Source organism: Facklamia languida CCUG 37842, assembly GCF_000245795.1.
In the GTDB taxonomy this organism is placed as follows: domain Bacteria; phylum Bacillota; class Bacilli; order Lactobacillales; family Aerococcaceae; genus Facklamia; species Facklamia languida.
The window spans coordinates 1,039,228-1,058,756 of record NZ_JH601133.1 but is presented as its reverse complement, the minus strand read 5'-3'; the positions used below and the strand labels follow the sequence as shown (position 1 = coordinate 1,058,756).

13 protein-coding genes are annotated in these 19,529 nt (G+C 48.4%); 3 read left to right on the top strand and 10 right to left on the bottom strand.

Translation table 11 applies throughout. The annotated features are described in order from the left end of the window. A partial coding sequence (locus HMPREF9708_RS04860; RefSeq protein ID WP_006309094.1) for an MSCRAMM family protein occupies window positions 1-1,775 on the bottom strand: 1,775 nt, incomplete at its 3' end. Between the two features lie 688 nt (window positions 1,776-2,463). Here HMPREF9708_RS04860 and HMPREF9708_RS04855 point away from each other — a divergent pair. Continuing rightward, window positions 2,464-5,166, top strand: a complete 2,703-nt coding sequence (locus tag HMPREF9708_RS04855) for a cation-translocating P-type ATPase (protein ID WP_006309093.1) — start codon at window positions 2,464-2,466, stop codon at window positions 5,164-5,166. Between the two features lie 116 nt (window positions 5,167-5,282). Here the strand turns inward: HMPREF9708_RS04855 and HMPREF9708_RS04850 are convergent, their stop codons facing one another. The 5 genes from HMPREF9708_RS04850 to HMPREF9708_RS04830 form a co-directional block, all read right to left on the bottom strand. Continuing rightward, entirely contained in the window at window positions 5,283-6,452 is a 1,170-nt protein-coding gene (locus HMPREF9708_RS04850; protein WP_006309092.1) for a toxic anion resistance protein, read from the bottom strand. Window positions 6,453-6,554: 102 nt separating this feature from the next. Then, on the bottom strand, window positions 6,555-7,616 hold the full coding sequence (locus HMPREF9708_RS04845) for a substrate-binding domain-containing protein (RefSeq protein ID WP_006309091.1): 1,062 nt from the start codon (window positions 7,614-7,616) through the stop codon (window positions 6,555-6,557). After that, entirely contained in the window at window positions 7,606-8,229 is a 624-nt protein-coding gene (locus tag HMPREF9708_RS04840) for a 5-bromo-4-chloroindolyl phosphate hydrolysis family protein (RefSeq protein WP_006309090.1), read from the bottom strand. Before HMPREF9708_RS04840 ends, HMPREF9708_RS04845 begins: the two co-directional genes overlap by 11 nt. Next, a complete protein-coding gene (locus tag HMPREF9708_RS04835) occupies window positions 8,230-9,906 on the bottom strand; it encodes a substrate-binding and vWA domain-containing protein (RefSeq protein WP_006309089.1) in 1,677 nt (558 codons plus the stop codon). A 119-nt stretch (window positions 9,907-10,025) separates the two neighbouring features. Further along, complete coding sequence (locus tag HMPREF9708_RS04830) at window positions 10,026-11,372, bottom strand: DUF308 domain-containing protein (protein ID WP_006309088.1); 1,347 nt, start codon at window positions 11,370-11,372, stop codon at window positions 10,026-10,028. Between the two features lie 122 nt (window positions 11,373-11,494). Here HMPREF9708_RS04830 and gdhA point away from each other — a divergent pair, with 122 nt between their 5' ends. Continuing rightward, on the top strand, window positions 11,495-12,844 hold the full coding sequence (gene gdhA / locus HMPREF9708_RS04825; protein ID WP_006309087.1) for an NADP-specific glutamate dehydrogenase: 1,350 nt from the start codon (window positions 11,495-11,497) through the stop codon (window positions 12,842-12,844). Window positions 12,845-12,892: 48 nt separating this feature from the next. Here the strand turns inward: gdhA and HMPREF9708_RS04820 are convergent, their stop codons facing one another. The 4 genes from HMPREF9708_RS04820 to HMPREF9708_RS04805 form a co-directional block, all read right to left on the bottom strand. Continuing rightward, entirely contained in the window at window positions 12,893-14,287 is a 1,395-nt protein-coding gene (locus tag HMPREF9708_RS04820) for an MATE family efflux transporter (RefSeq protein ID WP_050814291.1), read from the bottom strand. An 88-nt stretch (window positions 14,288-14,375) separates the two neighbouring features. Beyond that, window positions 14,376-15,548, bottom strand: coding sequence for an NAD(P)-dependent malic enzyme (locus HMPREF9708_RS04815; protein ID WP_006309085.1), 1,173 nt, complete (start codon window positions 15,546-15,548; stop codon window positions 14,376-14,378). Between the two features lie 21 nt (window positions 15,549-15,569). Then, window positions 15,570-16,934: a class II fumarate hydratase gene (gene fumC, locus HMPREF9708_RS04810; protein ID WP_006309084.1), complete on the bottom strand. Its 1,365-nt coding sequence runs from the start codon at window positions 16,932-16,934 to the stop codon at window positions 15,570-15,572. An 88-nt stretch (window positions 16,935-17,022) separates the two neighbouring features. Further along, complete coding sequence (locus HMPREF9708_RS04805) at window positions 17,023-17,976, bottom strand: LysR family transcriptional regulator (RefSeq protein WP_006309083.1); 954 nt, start codon at window positions 17,974-17,976, stop codon at window positions 17,023-17,025. A 121-nt stretch (window positions 17,977-18,097) separates the two neighbouring features. Between HMPREF9708_RS04805 and HMPREF9708_RS04800 the strand changes: the two genes are divergently transcribed. Further along, on the top strand, window positions 18,098-19,513 hold the full coding sequence (locus HMPREF9708_RS04800) for an aspartate ammonia-lyase (RefSeq protein ID WP_006309082.1): 1,416 nt from the start codon (window positions 18,098-18,100) through the stop codon (window positions 19,511-19,513). Window positions 19,514-19,529 lie beyond the last annotated feature (16 nt).

The following is a 19,529-nucleotide window of genomic DNA, read 5'->3' as shown; positions in this document are numbered from 1 at the left end:
TCCGCAAAGCTTACGCGTCCCTGGGCATCAGTGGTTTCTTGAACCGTCTCACCTGCGGAGTTGGTAACCTTCAAGATCACACCTTCAAGCCCTTGACCGTCTTCCGTCATTAACTGCAGGGTTAAGTCGCCGACTGGGTTTGGGGCTTGGAAGGTCAGGTCTTGGGTCTGACTTTGACCAGGGGTTAAGCTGACTTGCCCGGTCCGGGTCCCTTGGTAGTCTTCTTCAAGGTCCACCACTTCATAGGTGTAATCACCCGCTGGTAGGTCCGCAAAGCTCACCCGTCCCTGGGCGTCTGTAGTTTCTTGGACCGTCTCACCTGCGGGATCAGTGACCTTCAAGGTCACGCCTTCAATCCCTTGGCCGTCTTGATCCTCCACTTGGAGATTGAGACTGGCACTTGGCTCTTGACTTTGAATGGTAATCCATTGTTGGTTGGCTTCATTGGCTAGCACTTGGACCGTCATCAGCTCGTCCTTAGCAGTATAATTTTGCGGCACTTCAAGGATTTGATAGTGATACGTTCCTGGCCTTAATTGATCAATTCGACCACGCCCCTGTTCATCCGTCGTCACATCTTGAGCTTGCCCTTGGTCATCGATCACTTGCACACGCACACCTGCCACCGCCATTTGCTGGTCATCTTGAATGATAAAATCGAGGCTGCCAGTCGCTTCTTCAGTCGTGGTGGTGGTTTCACTCGTCACGGGTTCTTCGCTGGTTTCTTGACTGGTTACTTCGCTGGTTTCTTGGCTGGTTACGGGTTCCGGAGTAGTGGCTGTTTCTTCTTGGGACCCTTCTAATTCTAAGGTGAGTTCGGTGATCTGGTTCGCTTGAAGATTCACTTCTGTTGGCTCAAGCACCGCATTCTGATACGTTTCAGGCAAGATTCCCAAGGTCACTTGATAGGTCATAGGAGCGAGATTCATCAATTGAGCCTTCCCTTGATCATCTGTCTTCAACAATTCATATCCCACATAGACTTCGACATCCTTGACCGGTTGGCCTTGGCTATCTTTTACAATGAGCTGGATTCCGGATTGGTCTGCTTGTAAAGTGACGGGTTCGGCTTCGCTGGTAGAAGAGACTTCATTGGCCTCCCCTTGGTCAGATGCTAAGGAGTTGGTTTCCTCCTCTATGGTTTGGTCAACTTCATTCCCTACTAGATCCCCTTCCTCGAGACCATCCTCCTCTTCGAGTCCTTTCGGCTCGATTCCCGGAACAATCGGGTTGGTGACTGATTCACCTACCAGGTAAATGTCGTACTGGCTCGGCTGGTCTTCAGCAGGGATCGACTCCTTAATCTCAAAGGCAAAGTCATATACCAAGCTTCCATCATTTAAAGTTGCTAGTTCCCCAGAATGACTGGCCTGGTGGCGTTTCGCCTCATCTGTTGAATCCAACCATTGAACCTGATAAGGGATCACCTTTTGGCCCTGCCGGTTGAATTGACCGCCATCATACAAGCGAAAGAGATAACGACCTGCAGGCAATTGGATCGGTTCATTGGCGGTCTGCCCCTCGTTCCAACGATAGGAATAAACAACTTCCTGCTGGTCTTGGTCGATAATATCATAATCTATCTGACTCTGGTCTTGTCCTTGGAATTCATCGACCTGTAGATGAACCTTAAATTGTGGCATTAAGGATTGATGGATCACACTGGTATCTTGCATCATTTCTTGACCATAGATAGTGGCTGTTGGTAGAACCGTCGGTAGTAGAATCATCGAACTCGCTAGCGAGATCATGATAAATTTTATCGGTTTGGTCATTTAAATCTTCCTCCTACTAATAGGTATTTAATCTTTCTCACTGATTGAGTTAAAGGTCACTTATAATCTATCATATTTCAATCGAGAAGAACGGTAACTCTATGCTTTATCACAATTAAAAGATGATTTTACATGCTTTGCTCATTGTTTATTCATAAATTTAAATTTTTGGGTCATTTTGATGACCACGATCTGCGGTTGACGTTTCTGTTGGTTTCATATTTTATGGGGAAACCCGGTAAGGAGCTTGTTCGATCAAAAATAATTCGATCTACTGTTCATCACTGGAACCGCCCCCAATCCAAGCTTTGGAGGGCGTCCCCTTTAATCAAGCCTTGGGAACGGACTGCTTTAAGCAATCATTCATCATTTAATAATAATGGATCCTAGGAGGTTTGACTGACTATACCGAGAAATAGGTCCTTTGACCGCTCCCCTCCACAACCAGGGCTTTTATTCTTGCATATCAAGTAGGATTTGCTATAATCATCTGTAGATGTTCATAGGGGAGTAACTAGAGGTGGTCAGACACCTTGATAGTATCAACACCGTCAAGTAATTATTAATTACTGGTACTGTCTGAAATAGTGAGACTTATGCCGCTCGAGCAGCCTAGCGTTGCCTATGGGAGGCATGGGTCTCTTTTATTTTTAGCCTGTGAACACTGGACTATAAAGGAGGAAAGAAAATGTCTAATAAAGATTGGCTTGTCCATGCTGCATCTGAAAGCCAGGTCATCGACAAGTTACAAACGGACCCGAAACGTGGTCTGTCTAAAGAAGAAGCGAAGAATCGCTTAAAAAAGTATGGTGAAAATGCCATTAAAGAAGAGGAGCATCGCAGCCTCTTACAAAAATTTATTGATCAATTCAAGGACTTCATGATTATTGTCCTATTGGTCGCTGCCCTCGTTTCTGCCTTTGTCGGCTTCTCAAATGGAGAAGGCCCTGGCGATGCTATTATTATCCTAATTGTTGTAATTCTAAATGCGATCCTGGGCGTGGTCCAAGAATCTAAAGCCGAAGATGCCATTGACGCGCTTAAAAACATGTCGTCGCCTGAGGCAATGGTGATTCGTGATGGCCAAGCCTTGAAGGTCAATTCAACTGAATTGGTGCCGGGGGACCTGGTCGTTCTCGAAGCGGGTGATATCGTACCAGCAGATGTCCGCTTGATTGAAGCCAACACCCTAAAAATTGAAGAAGCTGCCTTAACTGGGGAATCCGTTCCAGTTGACAAGCATGCTGATGCCACTGTGGCTGAAGATGCAGGCATTGGGGACCGGTCAAATATGGGCTTTGCCTCTACCAATGTGACCTATGGTCGCGCCCACGGTATTGTGACTCAAACAGCCATGGACACTGAAGTTGGCCATATTGCAGCCATGCTCTCAACCACCGATAAGCAATTAACACCCCTTCAACGTGACCAAGAACACCTTGGTAAGACCTTAACCTACTTGATTATCGGTATTGCGGTCTTAACCTTCTTAGTCGGGGTCTTCTTACGTGGTTTCAGTCCTATCCAGATGTTACTCGTTTCGATTTCACTAGCTGTAGCAGCCATTCCAGAAGGCCTACCTGCTATTACCACCATCATCCTTTCCTTGGGTACCCAAACCATGGCCGCTCGTAAGGCCCTCGTTCGGACCCTACCAGCCGTTGAGACCCTAGGCTCCACTCAAATCATCTGTTCCGATAAGACCGGAACTTTAACCTTGAATGAGATGACTATCGAGAAGGTCTACTATGATGGCCAAGTTCACGATGCAGGGGACAACCTAGATATTCAAGGCAACTTCATTCGCTCCTTTACCTTCCCCAATGATTCCAAGGTGGCGGAAGACGGACAAGTCTTAGGGGACCCAACCGAGACAGCGATGATTAAGTATGCCCTTGACCATCAGATGGATCTACAGGACCAATTAGACCAGTATCCTCGGGTTGAGGAAGTACCTTTTGATTCAGACCGGAAGTTAATGTCAACCATCCACCAGTTTGGCGACCAATACCTTGTTTATGTCAAGGGAGCGCCGGACCAACTCGTTGAAAGAGCGACTCAAATTGTTAAAGACGGCCAAGTTCGCCCCATCCAAGAAGCGGATGTTGACCAGATTCTCGCGACCAATACTGACCTGGCACGCAATGCCCTACGGGTACTGGCGGGTGCCTATAAGGTCATCGACCAATTGCCAGAAACCATCGATTCGGACCATGTTGAACAAGACCTGATCTTCACGGGACTTGTTGCCATGATCGACCCTGAGCGTCAACAGGCTAAGTCATCCATCGAAACAGCGCGTCAAGCGGGTATCCGAACAGTGATGATTACTGGGGACCATGCCATGACCGCTCAAGCCATTGCCGAACGGTTAACGATTCTGGATCCAAACGAAGCTAACAATGAGGCCCATGTCCTAACTGGGGCCCAATTAAATGAGATAACCGATGAAGAGCTCATCGATCAAGTCCAAAACTACTCTGTCTATGCCCGAGTTTCTCCAGAGCATAAGGTGCGGATCATTAAGGCATGGCAAGCTAATGATGCTGTAGTGTCCATGACGGGTGATGGGGTCAATGACGCTCCCTCACTCAAGCAAGCCAGTATTGGAGTCGGCATGGGGATTACTGGAACGGAAGTCTCCAAGGGTGCTTCCGATATGGTCTTAGCTGACGATAACTTTGAAACGATTGTGGTAGCCGTTGAAGAAGGTCGTAAGGTCTTCTCTAATATTCAAAAAGCTGTCCAGTACCTCTTATCGGCTAACCTTGGGGAAGTCTTAACACTCTTTATTGCCACCCTCTTAGGTTGGTCAATCCTCGAACCGATCCATATTCTCTGGATCAACTTAGTAACCGACGTCTTCCCAGCCATTGCCCTCGGATTAGAAAAGGCAGAAAAAGGTGTAATGAATCAACCTCCAAGGACTTCCAAGGATACCTTCCTATCCTTCGGGGTTGCCCCTTCGATTATCTATCAAGGAATTTTCGAAGCAGCCTTAACCCTCTTCGTCTACTGGTTTGCTGCCGAAGGACCGCTCACGACCAACTTAGTGGGCGAAGAACGTCACCTCCTAGCAGAAACCATGGCCTTTATTACCCTAGGAAATATCCAGCTCTTCCATGCTTACAATGTGAAATCTGTCTTCCGATCACTATTCAGTCGCAATCCGTTTGATAACAAGTGGTTAAATATCGCCTTCCTAGTCTCAGGTATCCTCCTCCTTGGAGTGGTTCTGATTCCAGGCATCAACCAAGTCTTTGATGTGCATCCAATGAATGGCAATGAATGGCTGATCGTGATGGTGGCATCCTTCTCAATCGTGATCTTAGTCGAAATCGTCAAGTACATCTTACGCAAGACAGGATTTGCGGCTCGATACGAAGGTTAGGCTAAACCTTATCGATATGCCATAGCTATTCCCACCAATTCTGAAGATAAGAAAAAGCCCTCAAGCGTCCCAATTAAATGGGAGGCTTGGGGGCTTCTTTGTTGCAGATAAAGGGGTTAATAAGCGGAAGGTTGGATGGCCTTGACAACCGCTTCCTTGAGGTTATTCTCAATAGCGGTAAGTTCTGTTTCCGCTTCCTTGCGAGCTTGCTTAGCATTGTTCTGAATACTGATTGTTTCCTCAATTGTCGCAATCAGTTCATCGTTCACCTTCTTCAGGGTCTCAACATCAATGGTCGAGCGTTCTGCTTCCTTGGCTGTGGCGATGGTGTTCTGGCGTAAGTTCTTAGCATTACGCTCTAGGAGTTCATTGGTGGTGTTCGAGATCTCTTGTTGCATCTTAATCACCTGACTCTGCCGGTTAAGTCCCAGGGCAATGACCACTTGCGACTTCCATAGAGGAATCACATTATTCACCGCATCCGTCACCTTGTCAACGAGTAGCTTGTCATTATTCTGGATGAGTTTGATCTGAGGGGCCGTCTGAATCGCCATGGTCTTAGAAGTTTTCAGATCGAAGACCCTTTTCTCAAAGCGGTTGACCGTATCTTCAAAGTCCTTCACAACTTGCATGGCCATTGACTCACCCGACGCTTCCGCTTCCTTAAAGAGGGCAGGCAGAGTCTCTTGCCGCATCTCTTGGATCTTCTCCTCACCGGCTACAATATAGAGCTGGAGGTCTTGGAAGTACTCCACATTCTTCTCATAAAGTTTGTCGAAAGTCCCGATATCCTTCAACAACATCATCCGTGAACTTTCGAGTTGGGCTTGAATCTTATCGATTTGGCTCTCCATCACATCATACTTAGCTAAATACCGGTCAACAGACTGGTGCATGTTCTTCAAGAAGGGAATCTTATCTAAGAATGATTGGTTGCCAATCTCCGAAATATCCAAATCCCGGACCTTAACCATCAAGTCTGCCATCAAGTCACCGACCGCCCCAACATCCTTGGATCGGACTTCCGAAAGGATGGTATCCGAGAATTGGGCAATCCCCTTCTGGGTGTTGGCCCCATAGATCGCTAAGAGTTGGGTGTCTTGCAGGTCAATCTTATCTTTAATCTGGTCTACCTTGGTGCGGTCTTCTGGAGTCAGGGTGGCTACTTCGTGTTCAATAACGGCCATCAATTCCTGCTTGTCCGCATGGAGGTCCGTAACAGGGGGGATAGCTTGGGACTGGGCCTTCATAAGACCATCTAGGGTAATTTCCTTCTTATCACTCATTTTCATTCTCCTTTAGCTTATACTTGGCAACATCCGGCAATTTCAACAAGTTCTTCTAATGAGGCTAAATGAATCAGGCTATAGCAATTTTTGTGGTTAAACCTAAGGGCTGACCCCCTTGACCAGGTAGTCCATGACTTCATAGGATGGCATCTGCATGATTTTCGTCACTTGGGGAGCAAGTCCTGGGATCTGGAATTGGTCTTGGTCTTGTGAACCCGCCACAATCGTCCGATAGCCATGCTCAACCCATGCCAGTTCCTGAACTTTTGGATTCTTTAAAGCTTCAATCCCCACTTCAGCTTCTTTATCCAGGGAGATATAGAGGTGACTCGACCAGACAGTTGGCTCTGGGTACAGAATAAAGAGATTGTCTTTAATCCGTTTGTAAGTCTCTGGCTCTTGGACAGAATACTCCAGAAGCTGACTCTCATAACCCGCAATGATGGGATAAGACCCCATCCCCAGGGTTAGAAACTGGCTGAACATGTCGGCCGAAGAAGTGTTCATAAAGCCGATCGATTGATAGATCGCCTTTAATTTGGGTAAGAGCTTCTGGGCCTGATCCATGGTCACCATCTTGTTACCATTCATGGCATTGGCCAGCAAACCAAGGAACATATTGCCCGAATTGGAAGCGGCGGGATCGGTCGTATCCACCAGGATATCGCCAAAGGGACCGTTCAAGCCCAAGTCCTGCCAGGTCTTATCGGAGAGAATCAACTGGGCTAAGGCCTCCATATCCACATAGTAGACCCCTTCTCGTTCACTCACAATGCCTTCCTTCATCAGAGCGTCCACAATGGGTTTATAGGAATAGAGGACGATGGGGGTGTTGAAGATAATCTCATCACGGGTCGCCTTGTGGCCTTGTTTCTTGAAGAGTTCAAGCGCTAATTGGCTGGATGGGAAGAGGTAGTCTTGCGCTTCTAAGTCACCTTGAACCATATCAAATGATCCTGCCTTCCGGTAATCCATGGTCAGATTGTATTCCTTCTTCAGATAGTCCTTGAACTTTGGATTCTCAAAGAGGCCAATCTTCTCCCCGCCTAAGCGACCGGTTAAATCCGTTGCCTGTGGGCGCTTGCTACTTAGAAAACTATAAGCAAAAACACCTGCAATCACGATCAAGAGAATGATCAGTCCCCAGAACTTATTCTTCATCGGAATAGCCACCTCCTAATTTCAATGTCTTCTCTAACAACTCCGTCTCGACTTCTAAATCCCGCATCCGGTCCAGGTGGTAACCATCCCGCTGGCGGGCATAGATCTCATTAAGTATATCCAAGGATTCCTGGGTCTGATGGGTGATCTCTTGTAGCTTGTGGTCTGAAACACGCGCTTCTTCCATTTCCACAAAATTCTGCAGCAACTTATTTCCAACCGTGAGATAGTAATCGAGAAAGTGACGTGAGCTGGAAATTTCGCGCGGATGGGCTTCTAGGTAGGACAAGATACTTTCACCTGTCTCTGTCAAGGCCAGGGCATCCTGCTTGACTTGGTCGTGTTGAATCATGAGACTGTTGGCCCGCATCTCTTGAAGTTGGTGGATACTCGCATCATATAGGGCTTTTAATTCTGTCCCATTCTTGAGTTGCTCAAGTTCCACTTGCCCAATGCGTAAGACTGGGGTCGCTAAGAGGTAGATGGCAAGAAAGAGGCCAATGGCTACAAGAGTCGCCACCCAGATCGGCCACTTAAGCAGGTTATAGGTTCCAATAAAGCCCAGGAGCCCTACAAGAAAGGCGAGAAGATTCTGTTTTACACTTGCATTCATCTAATTGTATCCTTTCACTTGTCTAAAGGCATTGACCAAGTCCTTACGCCCATCAAAGACCCGGGCGCGACTCAACTCAGCCAACTCCTTCATCTTAGCTTCTTCCGCTTCACCAAAGAGAATCGAGAAGATGGGGATATCCTGTCCCGCTTGATGATAGTGGTCGGCTAATTCCTTGAACTTCATAGCCCCATTGGGCTGACCATCGGTGAGGACTACCACAGCTGGAGTGTAATGATTAAGGTCTTTGAAGTAGGGGCCGTCTGGGTTCGTTAACTGGTCGATGGCTTCATAGATACCCTCATACATGGCTGTGCCGCCACCTAATCGGAGGGCTTGGACCTGGTTGTTTAAGTCCACTAATTCTTGGCCATTGCCCTGTGTCGCTAGGACCGGATAAACATTTCCAGCAAAGGGAATGACGACGCTGATATCCTTCTGGGTCCCTTGCAGTAAATTTGCCTTTGCCTTGTCAGGTAAGAGCACTTCTTCCATGGCTTGCATCATCTGCCGGTAGCCCTCGCCACTCATTGAGCCCGAGAAGTCAAGCACATAGACCGTTAAGGCTGGCTTTTTGAACTGGGTCTGATAGAGCACCAGCGCTTCCTTGATCACGTCCGCATTGGGCCACCGTATCGGGGAGATAACCCGGTCCAAGTCAATGCCCCATTCCGGATTAAAGAGGGCTCGGTTGGCTTGTTCAACCGTTCCAAGTCTTGACCGCTTACCCGTCTGTTCAATCTTATTCTGTGCTTGGTCTGAGAGGAGATAGGTCTGCAGGTCAAGGAAGGCTTCCTCCTTCTGGCGATCCCCGTGGTCGACATAGGCCAAGGGTGAGTCAGAGATGGCCAGACCATCTACTGGATAGACCACATGGAGAGGTTCGCGGTCTCTGGTTTGACTGATCTTCTTATTGGCCTGAATAATCAAGGCCTCATAATTCACCATGGCATCATAATCCGCCTCCAGGAAGAGGTCGACCAACCAATTGGAAGACCCAGAAGACCGATTGACTCCGGCTAAGAGCTGTTGGATCTGGTCTCCCGTCTTGGGGTCTTGTAGATCCTCCATGGTTAAGCCTCCTTGACTCTTGGCAATGGCTGTTAAGAAGCCAAGATAGGCGGAAGCACCAGAATTAGACTGGGTCGCAGACGTCATCGCAAAGTTCAACCGTCCCGCCTTGATGGCCTCCATGATATCTTGAATATAGACATCCCGCCCCACAAAGCCTAATTCTTTGGCTAAAGATTGGCGGATCCCGAAGACAATTGGCGTCGTGGAAGTCGTCTGGGCATGCTTGAGGAGATGGTGGTCATCTCCGAGCGATAACCAGATACTGGAAGCTGGCCAAACCGCATCATAGTCTACCTGGCCTGATTGCAGCTGACGCATAATGTCGAGCGAACCCAAATAATCGACCCGCAAATTGATCTTATGCTGGTCTGCATATTCCTGTAAGATCGGTTCTAATTCCTTGTTCTCCGATCCTGCAACGATTCGCAAGGGGTCTCCAGAATACTTGGTCACTTCAAAGTCACCAGAAGAAGGGGCTGCTTCCTGCGGCCGGTTCTGGCTATAGAAGATCGCTGATAGGACCAAAAGTAAGGTCAAAATCAGCATCAAATTCTTTCGCCCTGACGTCTTTTTCTGCCTTGGCATTTGATTCTTCTGACTCACCTGATTCACTCCTTTTCTCTTTGCTTGTAACAAAATTATAGCATGATTCCTTTTGATAAGCGCTTATAAAGCCTTCAAATCACGGCTAAACAAAAAGAGCAGACCGGTTGCGTCTGCTCTTATTTCTTCAAGGGATAGACATGCTGAGCAAGGAAACTGCGCAGCTTGTGATTGTAAACGATTCGCCGGGTGACCATGGAGTGAACCTTGGCATACTCCCGTTCAAAGTAATCGTAGTAAGTACCTGGCGTTTGAACACCAATTAAGGGGAAGACATCCAGACCCGCAGCTCCCATGATCTCATCCGACAAGAGGACACAATTCGTCCAGAAGACAAAGTAAGTCTGGTACTTGCCTTGGGCAAACTTATGAAAGGTCCCAGAGGTTGCTTGGTCCAACTTACCTGCATAGGCTGCTCGTTGGGTCTTGGTCCGTGGCTGCCAATCAATCAAGTCCCGCTTGATTTCATCTAATTTCTTCTCCAGGGCCTGGCGTTGAATCCTGGTCAATTCCACTTCGTACTCAACAATGGTCGTCCCATTCTCGACTGAAAAGTCAATATATTCTTGCCGGTCCAAGAGGACAATCACCCCATCCCCCACTGCGTCAAAAAGGCGACGTGAATCCACATCATGGTTACCATAAGAATAGACCACCTCATCATAGACGACATTCATATGACCTACCATGTCGACACTTTTTTCCCCAACATGGATCTGGATATACATGCGCTTGTCGCCAGTCTCTTCGAGATCAGAGTCCTCCTCAGTTAGAAGGTCCAATTCCTGCATCAAGACTTCTTGGTCGATTGGGGAGGTTCCGGTGATGATCCGATTAATCTTTTGTAAGACTGTTCGGGGGAAGAAGACTGAGAAGATCACCGGCAAGGGAATTCGAATCGACCGCCGAAGCTGAGTTTCCTTGGCGGGATCAATGAATACCCCCCGCCCATCATGCAAATAGGTAAGACCGATGAAGATGGTATAGATCCCAAGTCGGTTCATGGCGCTATCCCCATGGTCGGATACCATTAAGCTACTCAAGCCGAAAATCAAGTGGACCAGGGCATAAAGAAAGCGACGGTAACTCTCCTGGGCCCTGTCCTTTCGCATGAGATAAAAGGATACCATGCTCAAGATGGCCATAACCAATTGGTAGAGCCCCACAAGGGTCACAACCCACCAGGCCGAATGGTCATTAAAGAGATGGACGACCGCTGCGAACCAGAAGTGGGCAATCGCCACGAAGATATGCAAGCGGCGGTCCTTGGCCGACCCGGCATACTTATCGCTGGTCACCAGTTCCCAGACCTTAATAGCCCCCGTCATGGTTAAGTAGACCGCAAAGAGATCCATCATCACCTTAAAAAGACTCGCCTTGAAGACAATTGTCGCCAAGCCCAGACAGATAAAGCCGATCCCCACCAAAAGGTAAGACCAATTTCGATGTGATTCCTTTGTGGCCATAGCTGCCTCCTTAATCGCTTTTAGCTATTATACCATAGGCAACTCTACAAAAATAATAAAAGCCCCCGCCAAGGCCTATGTTATAATAAAGTCAAGGCCATTATAGAGGAGACGAATAGATTATGTTATTGAATCACCATTATACCAAGCAAGTCTACGATCAACTTGCCAAGCGCTACCCCTACCAGAGAGAATACCTACAAGCTGTCCATGCCTTCTTGGAAGCCGTTGACCCCATCATGGCCTCCAAGCCAACCTATCAAAAGCAGGCCATCCTTGAACGGTTAGTGACACCCGAACGGATCATCAGCTTCCGTGTTCCCTGGATGGACGACCAAGGTCAAGTTCACCTTAACCAGGGCTACCGGGTCCAACACTCTTCACTCTTGGGTCCTTATAAGGGAGGCTTGCGGTTTGATGCCAGTGTCAATGAAGGGATTATGAAATTCTTGGCTTTCGAGCAAACACTCAAGAACGCCCTGACAGGCCTCCCCCTAGGAGCCGGCAAGGGAGGATCCGACTTCTCCCCTCAAGGCAGGTCAGACCAGGAAATTATGCGGTTCTGCCAATCTTTCATGACCGAACTCAGCCACCATATTAATGAGAAATTAGACGTCCCAGCTGGTGACATCGGAGTCGGCGAGCGGGAGATCGGCTACCTCTACGGCCAATACAAACGACTCAAGGGGGTTGAATTAGGGGCTCTCACCGGCAAGCCCATCCAAGCCAATGGTTCCCTCGGCCGCCGCCAAGCGACAGGTTATGGCCTGATTTACTTCCTAGAGGCCATGTTAGCAGCAGACAAGAAGACCCTCGAGGGCCAACGACTCCTGATCTCGGGGACTGGCAATGTCGGTCTGCATGCTGCCCTCAAGGCCCAGGAAAAAGGCGGCCTAGTTGTCGCCCTATCCAACCGGTCTGGCTCCCTCTATGATCCCGAGGGGCTTGACCTGGACTGTCTGACCAGCTTAAAAGAAGGCGGACGCATCAACTTAGCAGCCTATAAGGGCCACTATCCTCAAGCGGACTTCTCCACAGCCAGTATCTGGGCGCGTCCGATTGAAGCGGAGATTGCCCTCCCCTGTGCCACTCAGAATGAGATTGACGCTCAGATGGCCCAAAACTTAATCGACCACGGTGTCCATTACCTGGCTGAAGGAGCCAATATGCCCCTTAACCTGGACGCTCAGCACGTCTTCAATCAAGCCAAGACCATGACCTGGGCGCCCGGCAAGGCCAGCAATGCGGGCGGGGTCGCTGTCTCAGGTCTCGAAATGTCTCAAAATGCCATGCGTCAGTCTTGGTCGCTTGACCAAGTGGACCAAGAATTACAAACCATTATGCACCAGATCTTTGACACCTGCCAAGCAGCCTGCCAAGACTATCAACTGGGCAAGAATTATGCCGCAGGGGCTGACCTGGCTGCCTTTAACCAAGTGGTCGCGGCCATAGAAGCGCAAGGCCTGGTCTAAGCTTAGCCTGAAATGGACCAACCGACTCACCCCTAGCCAGCCTACCTGCTACAGCTTGGCTAGTTCCCCCCAGTCATTGCGCCAATAGATCACAAAACCCCACACCACGATCAGAAGATTGGAGGCCAACATGGAGATCCAGATTCCCGTCGAACCAAGGCCGGTCCAGTAGCGTAAGATAAAGACCAAGGGGACCCGGATGATCCACAACCGCGCAATGGTCATAAACATGGAATACTTGGTCTGACCACAGCCTTGGAAGAAGCCATTTAGCGCTGAGAAAAGGCCCATAAAGAAAATAATAAAGGCAGTATAGGCTAGGTATTCTTGAGCCTGCAGCCACAAATCGCTATCTGCTGTCTGCTTGATGAAGATACTCAGGATCGGCTTCTGAAAGAGAAGGATCACGGCAGAGGAAAGAATGGAGATGATCAAGATAAATTGGATGGCCTGCTTAAAGATCTGCTTGGCTCGGTCGATAAAGCCAGCGCCCATATTCTGACCCACCAAGGAGGTCAAGGCCATCCCTACCCCCATCTGAGGTTGGGTCACAATGTCCGAGATCCGATTAACCATAGAGAAGGCCGCCAAGGTGTTGGTCCCATAAGAAGTAATCAAGGCATTCATCACCGTAAAGCCCAAGGAAGACCCACCATAACCGAGCGCAGAAGGTAGGGCCAAGTTCAAGATATGGTGACTGGTCGCCCGATCAAAAGACAGTCTTCGAATAACCGGTCGGATAGGGGACCGGCGGTTGACATAGACAGACGTCATGACCAATAAGACCCCTTTAGAAATGACAGTGGCCCAAGCAGCCCCCGCAATCCCCCAACCCAATCCCGGCAGGTTAAACCAGGCTAAGTGGTCATAGATAAAGAACGGGTCGAGCAGGATATTAATCACCATCGAAATTGCCGATAAAGTGGTCATGATCTTGGTCTGCCCTTGGGCATTCAAGATCGCTTGATAGGTAAAGAAGCCAAAATCCAAGGCCAGACCAATGAAACTGATCTGGAGGTAGATATTGGACTTATCTAAGAAGACCCCACTTCCCCCCATCCACTTGAGCATGACAGGTGACAAGAGGTAGCCCACTAAGGCCAAAGCCAGACCAAAAGTGACATTCAAGGTCCTGGTATTATCGACATACCGCTGCAGGCGCTCATGCTGCTTGGCTCCAATATAATGGGATAACAAGGCAGTCGCTGCCACCCCAATCCCCAAACCAATCGAAATAAAGAGAAAGTTCAAGGGCCAAGAGAAGGAAGAAGCCGCAAAGTCTTCCGCTGATAATTGTGCCAAGAAGAGACCATCTGCCATGGTATAAAAGGTTCGGACCAAATTATTAAACATCAAGGGGGCCGAGACACTCATGAGGACTGGGAAAATCCGTCCCGTTAAAATAAAGTCTTTTTGCTTACTTGTCGCCATTTTATCATCCATTCTTCCAGAATAATCTAATTCATGATAGAAGAGGTTAATTTACAGCTTGAGTAAATTAACCTCTCTTATTATTTATAATGATTCTATTCTATACTCTTGCGATTCCTTCTTCAACTGCGCAATCCGCAACGGCCTTGGCAACGACCTCGGCCACCCGCTCATCAAAGGCAGATGGGATAATATGGTCGGCTGTTAGCTCCTCCTCACTGACTAATGAAGCAATCGCTAAAGCTGCCCGTTCCTTCATCAAATCCGTAATTTCCTTAGCGCGAACAGACAGCGCCCCCTTGAAGATTCCTGGGAAGACAAGGACATTGTTAATCTGATTTGGATAGTCGGACCGACCGGTTCCCACTACTGCTGCTCCTGCAGCGATCGCATCCTCTGGCATGATTTCCGGCGTCGGATTGGCCATGGCAAAGATTAAGGGGTCCGCCTTCATCGAAGCCACCATCTCTTGGCTAATGCAAAGAGGACCTGATACCCCAATCAAGACATCCGCCCCAACCAAGGCATCTGCCACGCTACCACGTAGGTGGTCAGGATTCGTCAGCTGGGCAATTTCAGCCTTGGCAGGATCCAGATGGTCATCACCGGCTACAATCAACCCAGACCGGTCTGCCATCACGATGGTTCCGAATTTCATCTGCAAGAGGAGACGGGCAATCGCAATTCCTGCTGCCCCTGCTCCATTGATGACAATCTTCAAGTCGCCCATCTTCCGATTGGTTAATTTCATGGCATTATAGAGAGCAGCTGCCGTGACAATCGCCGTTCCATGTTGGTCATCGTGAAAAATTGGAATATCACAGACTTCTTTTAGTTTGGCTTCAATTTCAAAACAAGCGGGCGCTGCAATGTCTTCTAAATTAATCCCACCGAAACTCTTGGCAATCAAGGCGATATTATGAACAATCTCATCCACATCGTGGCTATCAATACAGATAGGAAAGGCATCGACATCGGCAAACCGCTTAAAGAGAGCACACTTACCTTCCATCACTGGCATAGCAGCAGCTGGTCCAATATCTCCTAGCCCTAAAACAGCCGACCCATTTGTCACCACCGCCACTAAATTATGGCGGCGGGTCAATTGGAAGGACAAGTCATAATCAGCCGCAATCGCCCGGCAAGGTTCCGCGACCCCAGGGGAATAAGCCAACGCCAGGTCTGAGGCTTCATTAATCTCAGCCCGAGACACCACCTCGATCTTCCCTGCTAAGTCCTTGTGTAATTGTAACGCTTTTTGATAGACATCCATCACAGTATCCTCCTTCTTGTATTAAACCATGGTCGATGGATCGACCAAGCGATCAAATTCTTCAGCCGATAGGTAGCCTAAGGTTAAACAGGCTTCTTTGAGACTGGTATTTTCGGCATAGGCTTTCTTGGCAATCTGAGCACCCTTCTCATAGCCAATGACTGGATTCAACTTAGTAACCAACATCAAGGATTGGTCCACATAGGCCTGCATCTGGGCTTCATTGACCTCTATGCCAACTAAGCACTTGTCATTAAAGGAAATCAACCCATCACTCAAGAGTTGAACCGATTGAATAAAGTTGGTAATCATCACTGGCATGTAGACATTCAATTCAAAGTTTCCCTGGGAATTGACCAGTCCCATCAAGCTATCGTTGGCCATCACTTGACAGGCAAGCATGGTCAAGGCCTCACACTGCGTCGGATTAACCTTACCTGGCATGATCGATGATCCCGGCTCATTCGAAGGGAGGGTTAATTCACCCAGGCCACAACGTGGACCACTGGCCAACCAGCGAATATCATTAGCCATCTTCATCAGATCACTTGCCAAGGCGGTTAAGCTCCCATGGGCAAAGACCAATTCATCCTTACTTGAAAGGGCATGGAACTTGTTGGGAGCAGCTAGGAAAGGAAGCCCCGTGATCTTGGCGATCTCTTGCGCAATCCGTTCACGGTAGACTGGATCTGCGTTGATTCCCGTTCCAACAGCCGTTCCCCCGATTGCTAACTCATAGAGGGGTTCCAGGCTGAGTTTGATCATTCGTCTGGTCTGCATCAAGGAAGCGCACCAGCCGCTGACTTCTTGACCGAAGGTGACTGGAGTGGCATCTTGAAGGTGAGTCCTGCCAGACTTGATGGTAGATTGGTACTGGTTGGCCAAGTGAGTGAGCGTCTGGATGGTCTTCTCGAGCGCTGGCAAGAGTTGGTTATGAATGGTCTGTACCGCTGCTAGGTGCATGGCCGTTGGAAAGACATCATTTGATGATTGAGATCGGTTAACCTGGTCATTGGGATGGAGGAGCTTTTGCCCAGCCAATTCATTACCCCGATTAGCAATCACTTCATTGACGTTCATATTGGTTTGGGTTCCTGATCCCGTCTGGTAAACCTTCAAGGGGAAATGGTCCCAGAGGTCCCCAGCTAGAATCTCATCGCAGACCACTTGAATCCAGTGACTCTGGTCTTCGGACAAGCCCCCGACTGCCTGGTTGGTGATGGCAGCTGCCTTCTTGACTTGGGCAATGGCCTGGATGACCGGACGCGGCATGGTCTCTTGACCGATCTTAAAATTATCGTAAGACCGTTGCGTGACCGCTCCCCAATAACGATTAGCTGGCACCTTCACTTCTCCCAAGGAATCATGTTCAATTCGAAACTCCACAATCAAACCTCCTCATACTTATAACTTACAGTCTATAGGATGATTATATACTATCCAAACTGAATTTGGAAACCTTTTCATATTTATTTTAAGAATTTTTGCTGAGATCTTCTTGTACTTTGTCCAGAAAGGCCTGGGTGACGCGGGTTAAATAGCGGTCCTTACGCCAATAGAAGTTGATAGGACGCTGGGCCGCTGGGCTGGCTAGCCGGTAATAGACCAAGCGATCATGGTCAAAGTTGTTGACAATTAACTGGTCGCCAATAAAAGAGATGGCCATGCCAGAAACGGAAATATTATAGGCGGTCAGTTGCTGGTCCACCCGGTAGGTAATCTGGGGGTCAAAGGCTTGGTCGTGACAAATGGCGCGCGCTCTCTGGCCCGTATCATTATCTTCCTTCAAGAAGACAAAGGGCAAGCCCTCTAAGGCTTCAAGGGGTAAGGCAGGCCAGTCAAAGATCTGCTGGTCATTGGCCTTAATGACCGACAGGGGTAACTGGTAGTCCTTGACCTCTTGATTCACCGAAAAGTCCGCTGGAACGGCCAAGAGAATAGACTCTGTCGCATATTGAAGGTGGTCAAAGACTGAATCATCGAGGGGGGTATTATCGAGCAGGAGGTCAATCGTACCCGCATGCAGCCAGTCGATGAGGTGTCGCGAATTTTCCTCCCGCAGTTCTAACTGAATCTTTGGATAAGCCTGGTTGAACTTAGCCATCAACTTCGGCAGGATCATAGCCGCAAAAAGGCTGGTCCCACCAAGGGTTAATTGACCCCACTCCAAGTTGTCATATTGATAACGGAAGTAGTCGAAGTCTTCCTCAACTTGTTGGATCCGAAGGGCTTGACGTATATATTCCTCGCCAAAGTCCGTTACCTTTAAGGGAATGGTCGACCGGTCAAAAATCGTATGCCCCAACCGCCGCTCAATCCGCTTAATATTGGCACTCAGGGAAGGCTGAGAGATATAGAGCTTGTCAGCCGCCTTAGAGAAAGATTGGGCTTGGTAAACCGCTAAGACATATTCCATTCCTTGAAACATAAAACCACCTCTTGTTATAACTTTTGAGTTATATCTATTATAGACCAATTGGTATTGGAGATAAAGCCTTTTCATTTTATAATGAAGGGGCAATCAGACGCATTCCAAAGGAGGACTTGAAATGACGGAAAACAATACCATCCAGTACCGGCAAGAAAGTGATTCAATCGGTGTTCATGACGTGCCCCAATCAGCCTATTATGGGGTCCAATCCCTGAGAGCCTATGAGAACTTCCCAATTACAGGCCAAGTCTTACGGCCTGAATTTATCAAGAGCCTGGCCCAGGTTAAGAAGGCATCGGCGACTGCCAATGAACGAGTGGGCCAATTGAATTCCGAATTAGCTCAAGCCATGATCCAAGCATGTGATGAAATTATTGACGGTCAATGGCAAGACCAATTTATCGTCGACCCGATCCAAGGTGGAGCGGGGACTTCTATGAATATGAACATTAATGAAGTCGTAGCCAACCGGGCGATCGATATCTTGGGAGGACAGCCTGGTGATTACACGATTGTCCACCCCAATGACCATGTCAATGAAGGCCAATCAACTAATGATGTGATTCCAACCGCTGGTAAGATCACGGTCTACCAACTCTCACAAGGACTCCTAACCGCCTTAGACCGGTTAAATGAAGCCCTTGAAGCCAAGGCTGAAGCATTTAACGATGTCCTCAAGATGGGTAGAACCCAGATGCAAGATGCTATTCCGATTCGGTTAGGGCAAGAATTCAAGGCTTATGCTATTGCAGTGAAGCGGTCACAGCAACGACTTGAACATATCCTAGAAGAGATGCTAGTCGTGAATATGGGAGGAACAGCGATCGGGACCGGCTTGAATGCAGACTTTAATTACTTCAATGAAGTAGTGGATGACTTAGCTAAGATTACGGGACTTCCTTTAACGCAAGCGGCTGACTTGATTGACGGGACGCAACATATTGATTGCTTCGCGGCTGTTTCTGGCGTCTTAAAGACTTCAGCCCTCTCTCTCTCCAAAATCGCCAATGACCTCCGCCTCCTTTCTTCCGGTCCACGGACTGGCTTTAATGAGATCAACTTACCTAAGATGCAGAATGGTTCCTCCATTATGCCCGGCAAGGTCAATCCGGTTATTCCAGAAGTGGTCAACCAAGTCGCCTTTCGGGTGGTCGGCAATGACACCACTATCTCCATGGCAGTTGAAGCCGGTCAATTAGAATTGAATGCTTTCGAACCGGTTATCTTCTACTCCCTCTTTGAATCCATTACTATCCTCGAGCATGGAATTGACACCTTCATTGATAATTGTATCCAAGGCATCACAGCCAATGAAGACCGTTGCCAAGAATTGATCGATGCCAGTGTCGGCACCATTACCGCCCTTGTTCCGCATATTGGCTACCAAAAGGCTGCCGATATCGCCAAGGAAGCCTTGGTCTCAGGCAACCGTGTTCAAGACTTAGTGGTCCAAGCAGGCTTGCTCTCTCAAGCTGAAGTTGAAAGCATTATGGCCGCTAATAAGATGACCACTCCCGGCATCTGTAAGGCATAAATGCTTGGATCTACCA

Coding starts and splice junctions, on each gene's coding strand:
- HMPREF9708_RS04815 (WP_006309085.1), bottom strand. CDS start 15,548: ATGGATGTCTATCAAAAAGCGTTACAATTACACAAGGACTTAGCAGGG.
- gdhA (WP_006309087.1), top strand. CDS start 11,495: ATGTTATTGAATCACCATTATACCAAGCAAGTCTACGATCAACTTGCC.
- HMPREF9708_RS04820 (WP_050814291.1), bottom strand. CDS start 14,287: ATGGATGATAAAATGGCGACAAGTAAGCAAAAAGACTTTATTTTAACG.
- HMPREF9708_RS04850 (WP_006309092.1), bottom strand. CDS start 6,452: ATGAGTGATAAGAAGGAAATTACCCTAGATGGTCTTATGAAGGCCCAG.
- HMPREF9708_RS04830 (WP_006309088.1), bottom strand. CDS start 11,372: ATGGCCACAAAGGAATCACATCGAAATTGGTCTTACCTTTTGGTGGGG.
- HMPREF9708_RS04840 (WP_006309090.1), bottom strand. CDS start 8,229: ATGAATGCAAGTGTAAAACAGAATCTTCTCGCCTTTCTTGTAGGGCTC.
- HMPREF9708_RS04800 (WP_006309082.1), top strand. CDS start 18,098: ATGACGGAAAACAATACCATCCAGTACCGGCAAGAAAGTGATTCAATC.
- HMPREF9708_RS04855 (WP_006309093.1), top strand. CDS start 2,464: ATGTCTAATAAAGATTGGCTTGTCCATGCTGCATCTGAAAGCCAGGTC.
- HMPREF9708_RS04805 (WP_006309083.1), bottom strand. CDS start 17,976: ATGTTTCAAGGAATGGAATATGTCTTAGCGGTTTACCAAGCCCAATCT.
- HMPREF9708_RS04845 (WP_006309091.1), bottom strand. CDS start 7,616: ATGAAGAATAAGTTCTGGGGACTGATCATTCTCTTGATCGTGATTGCA.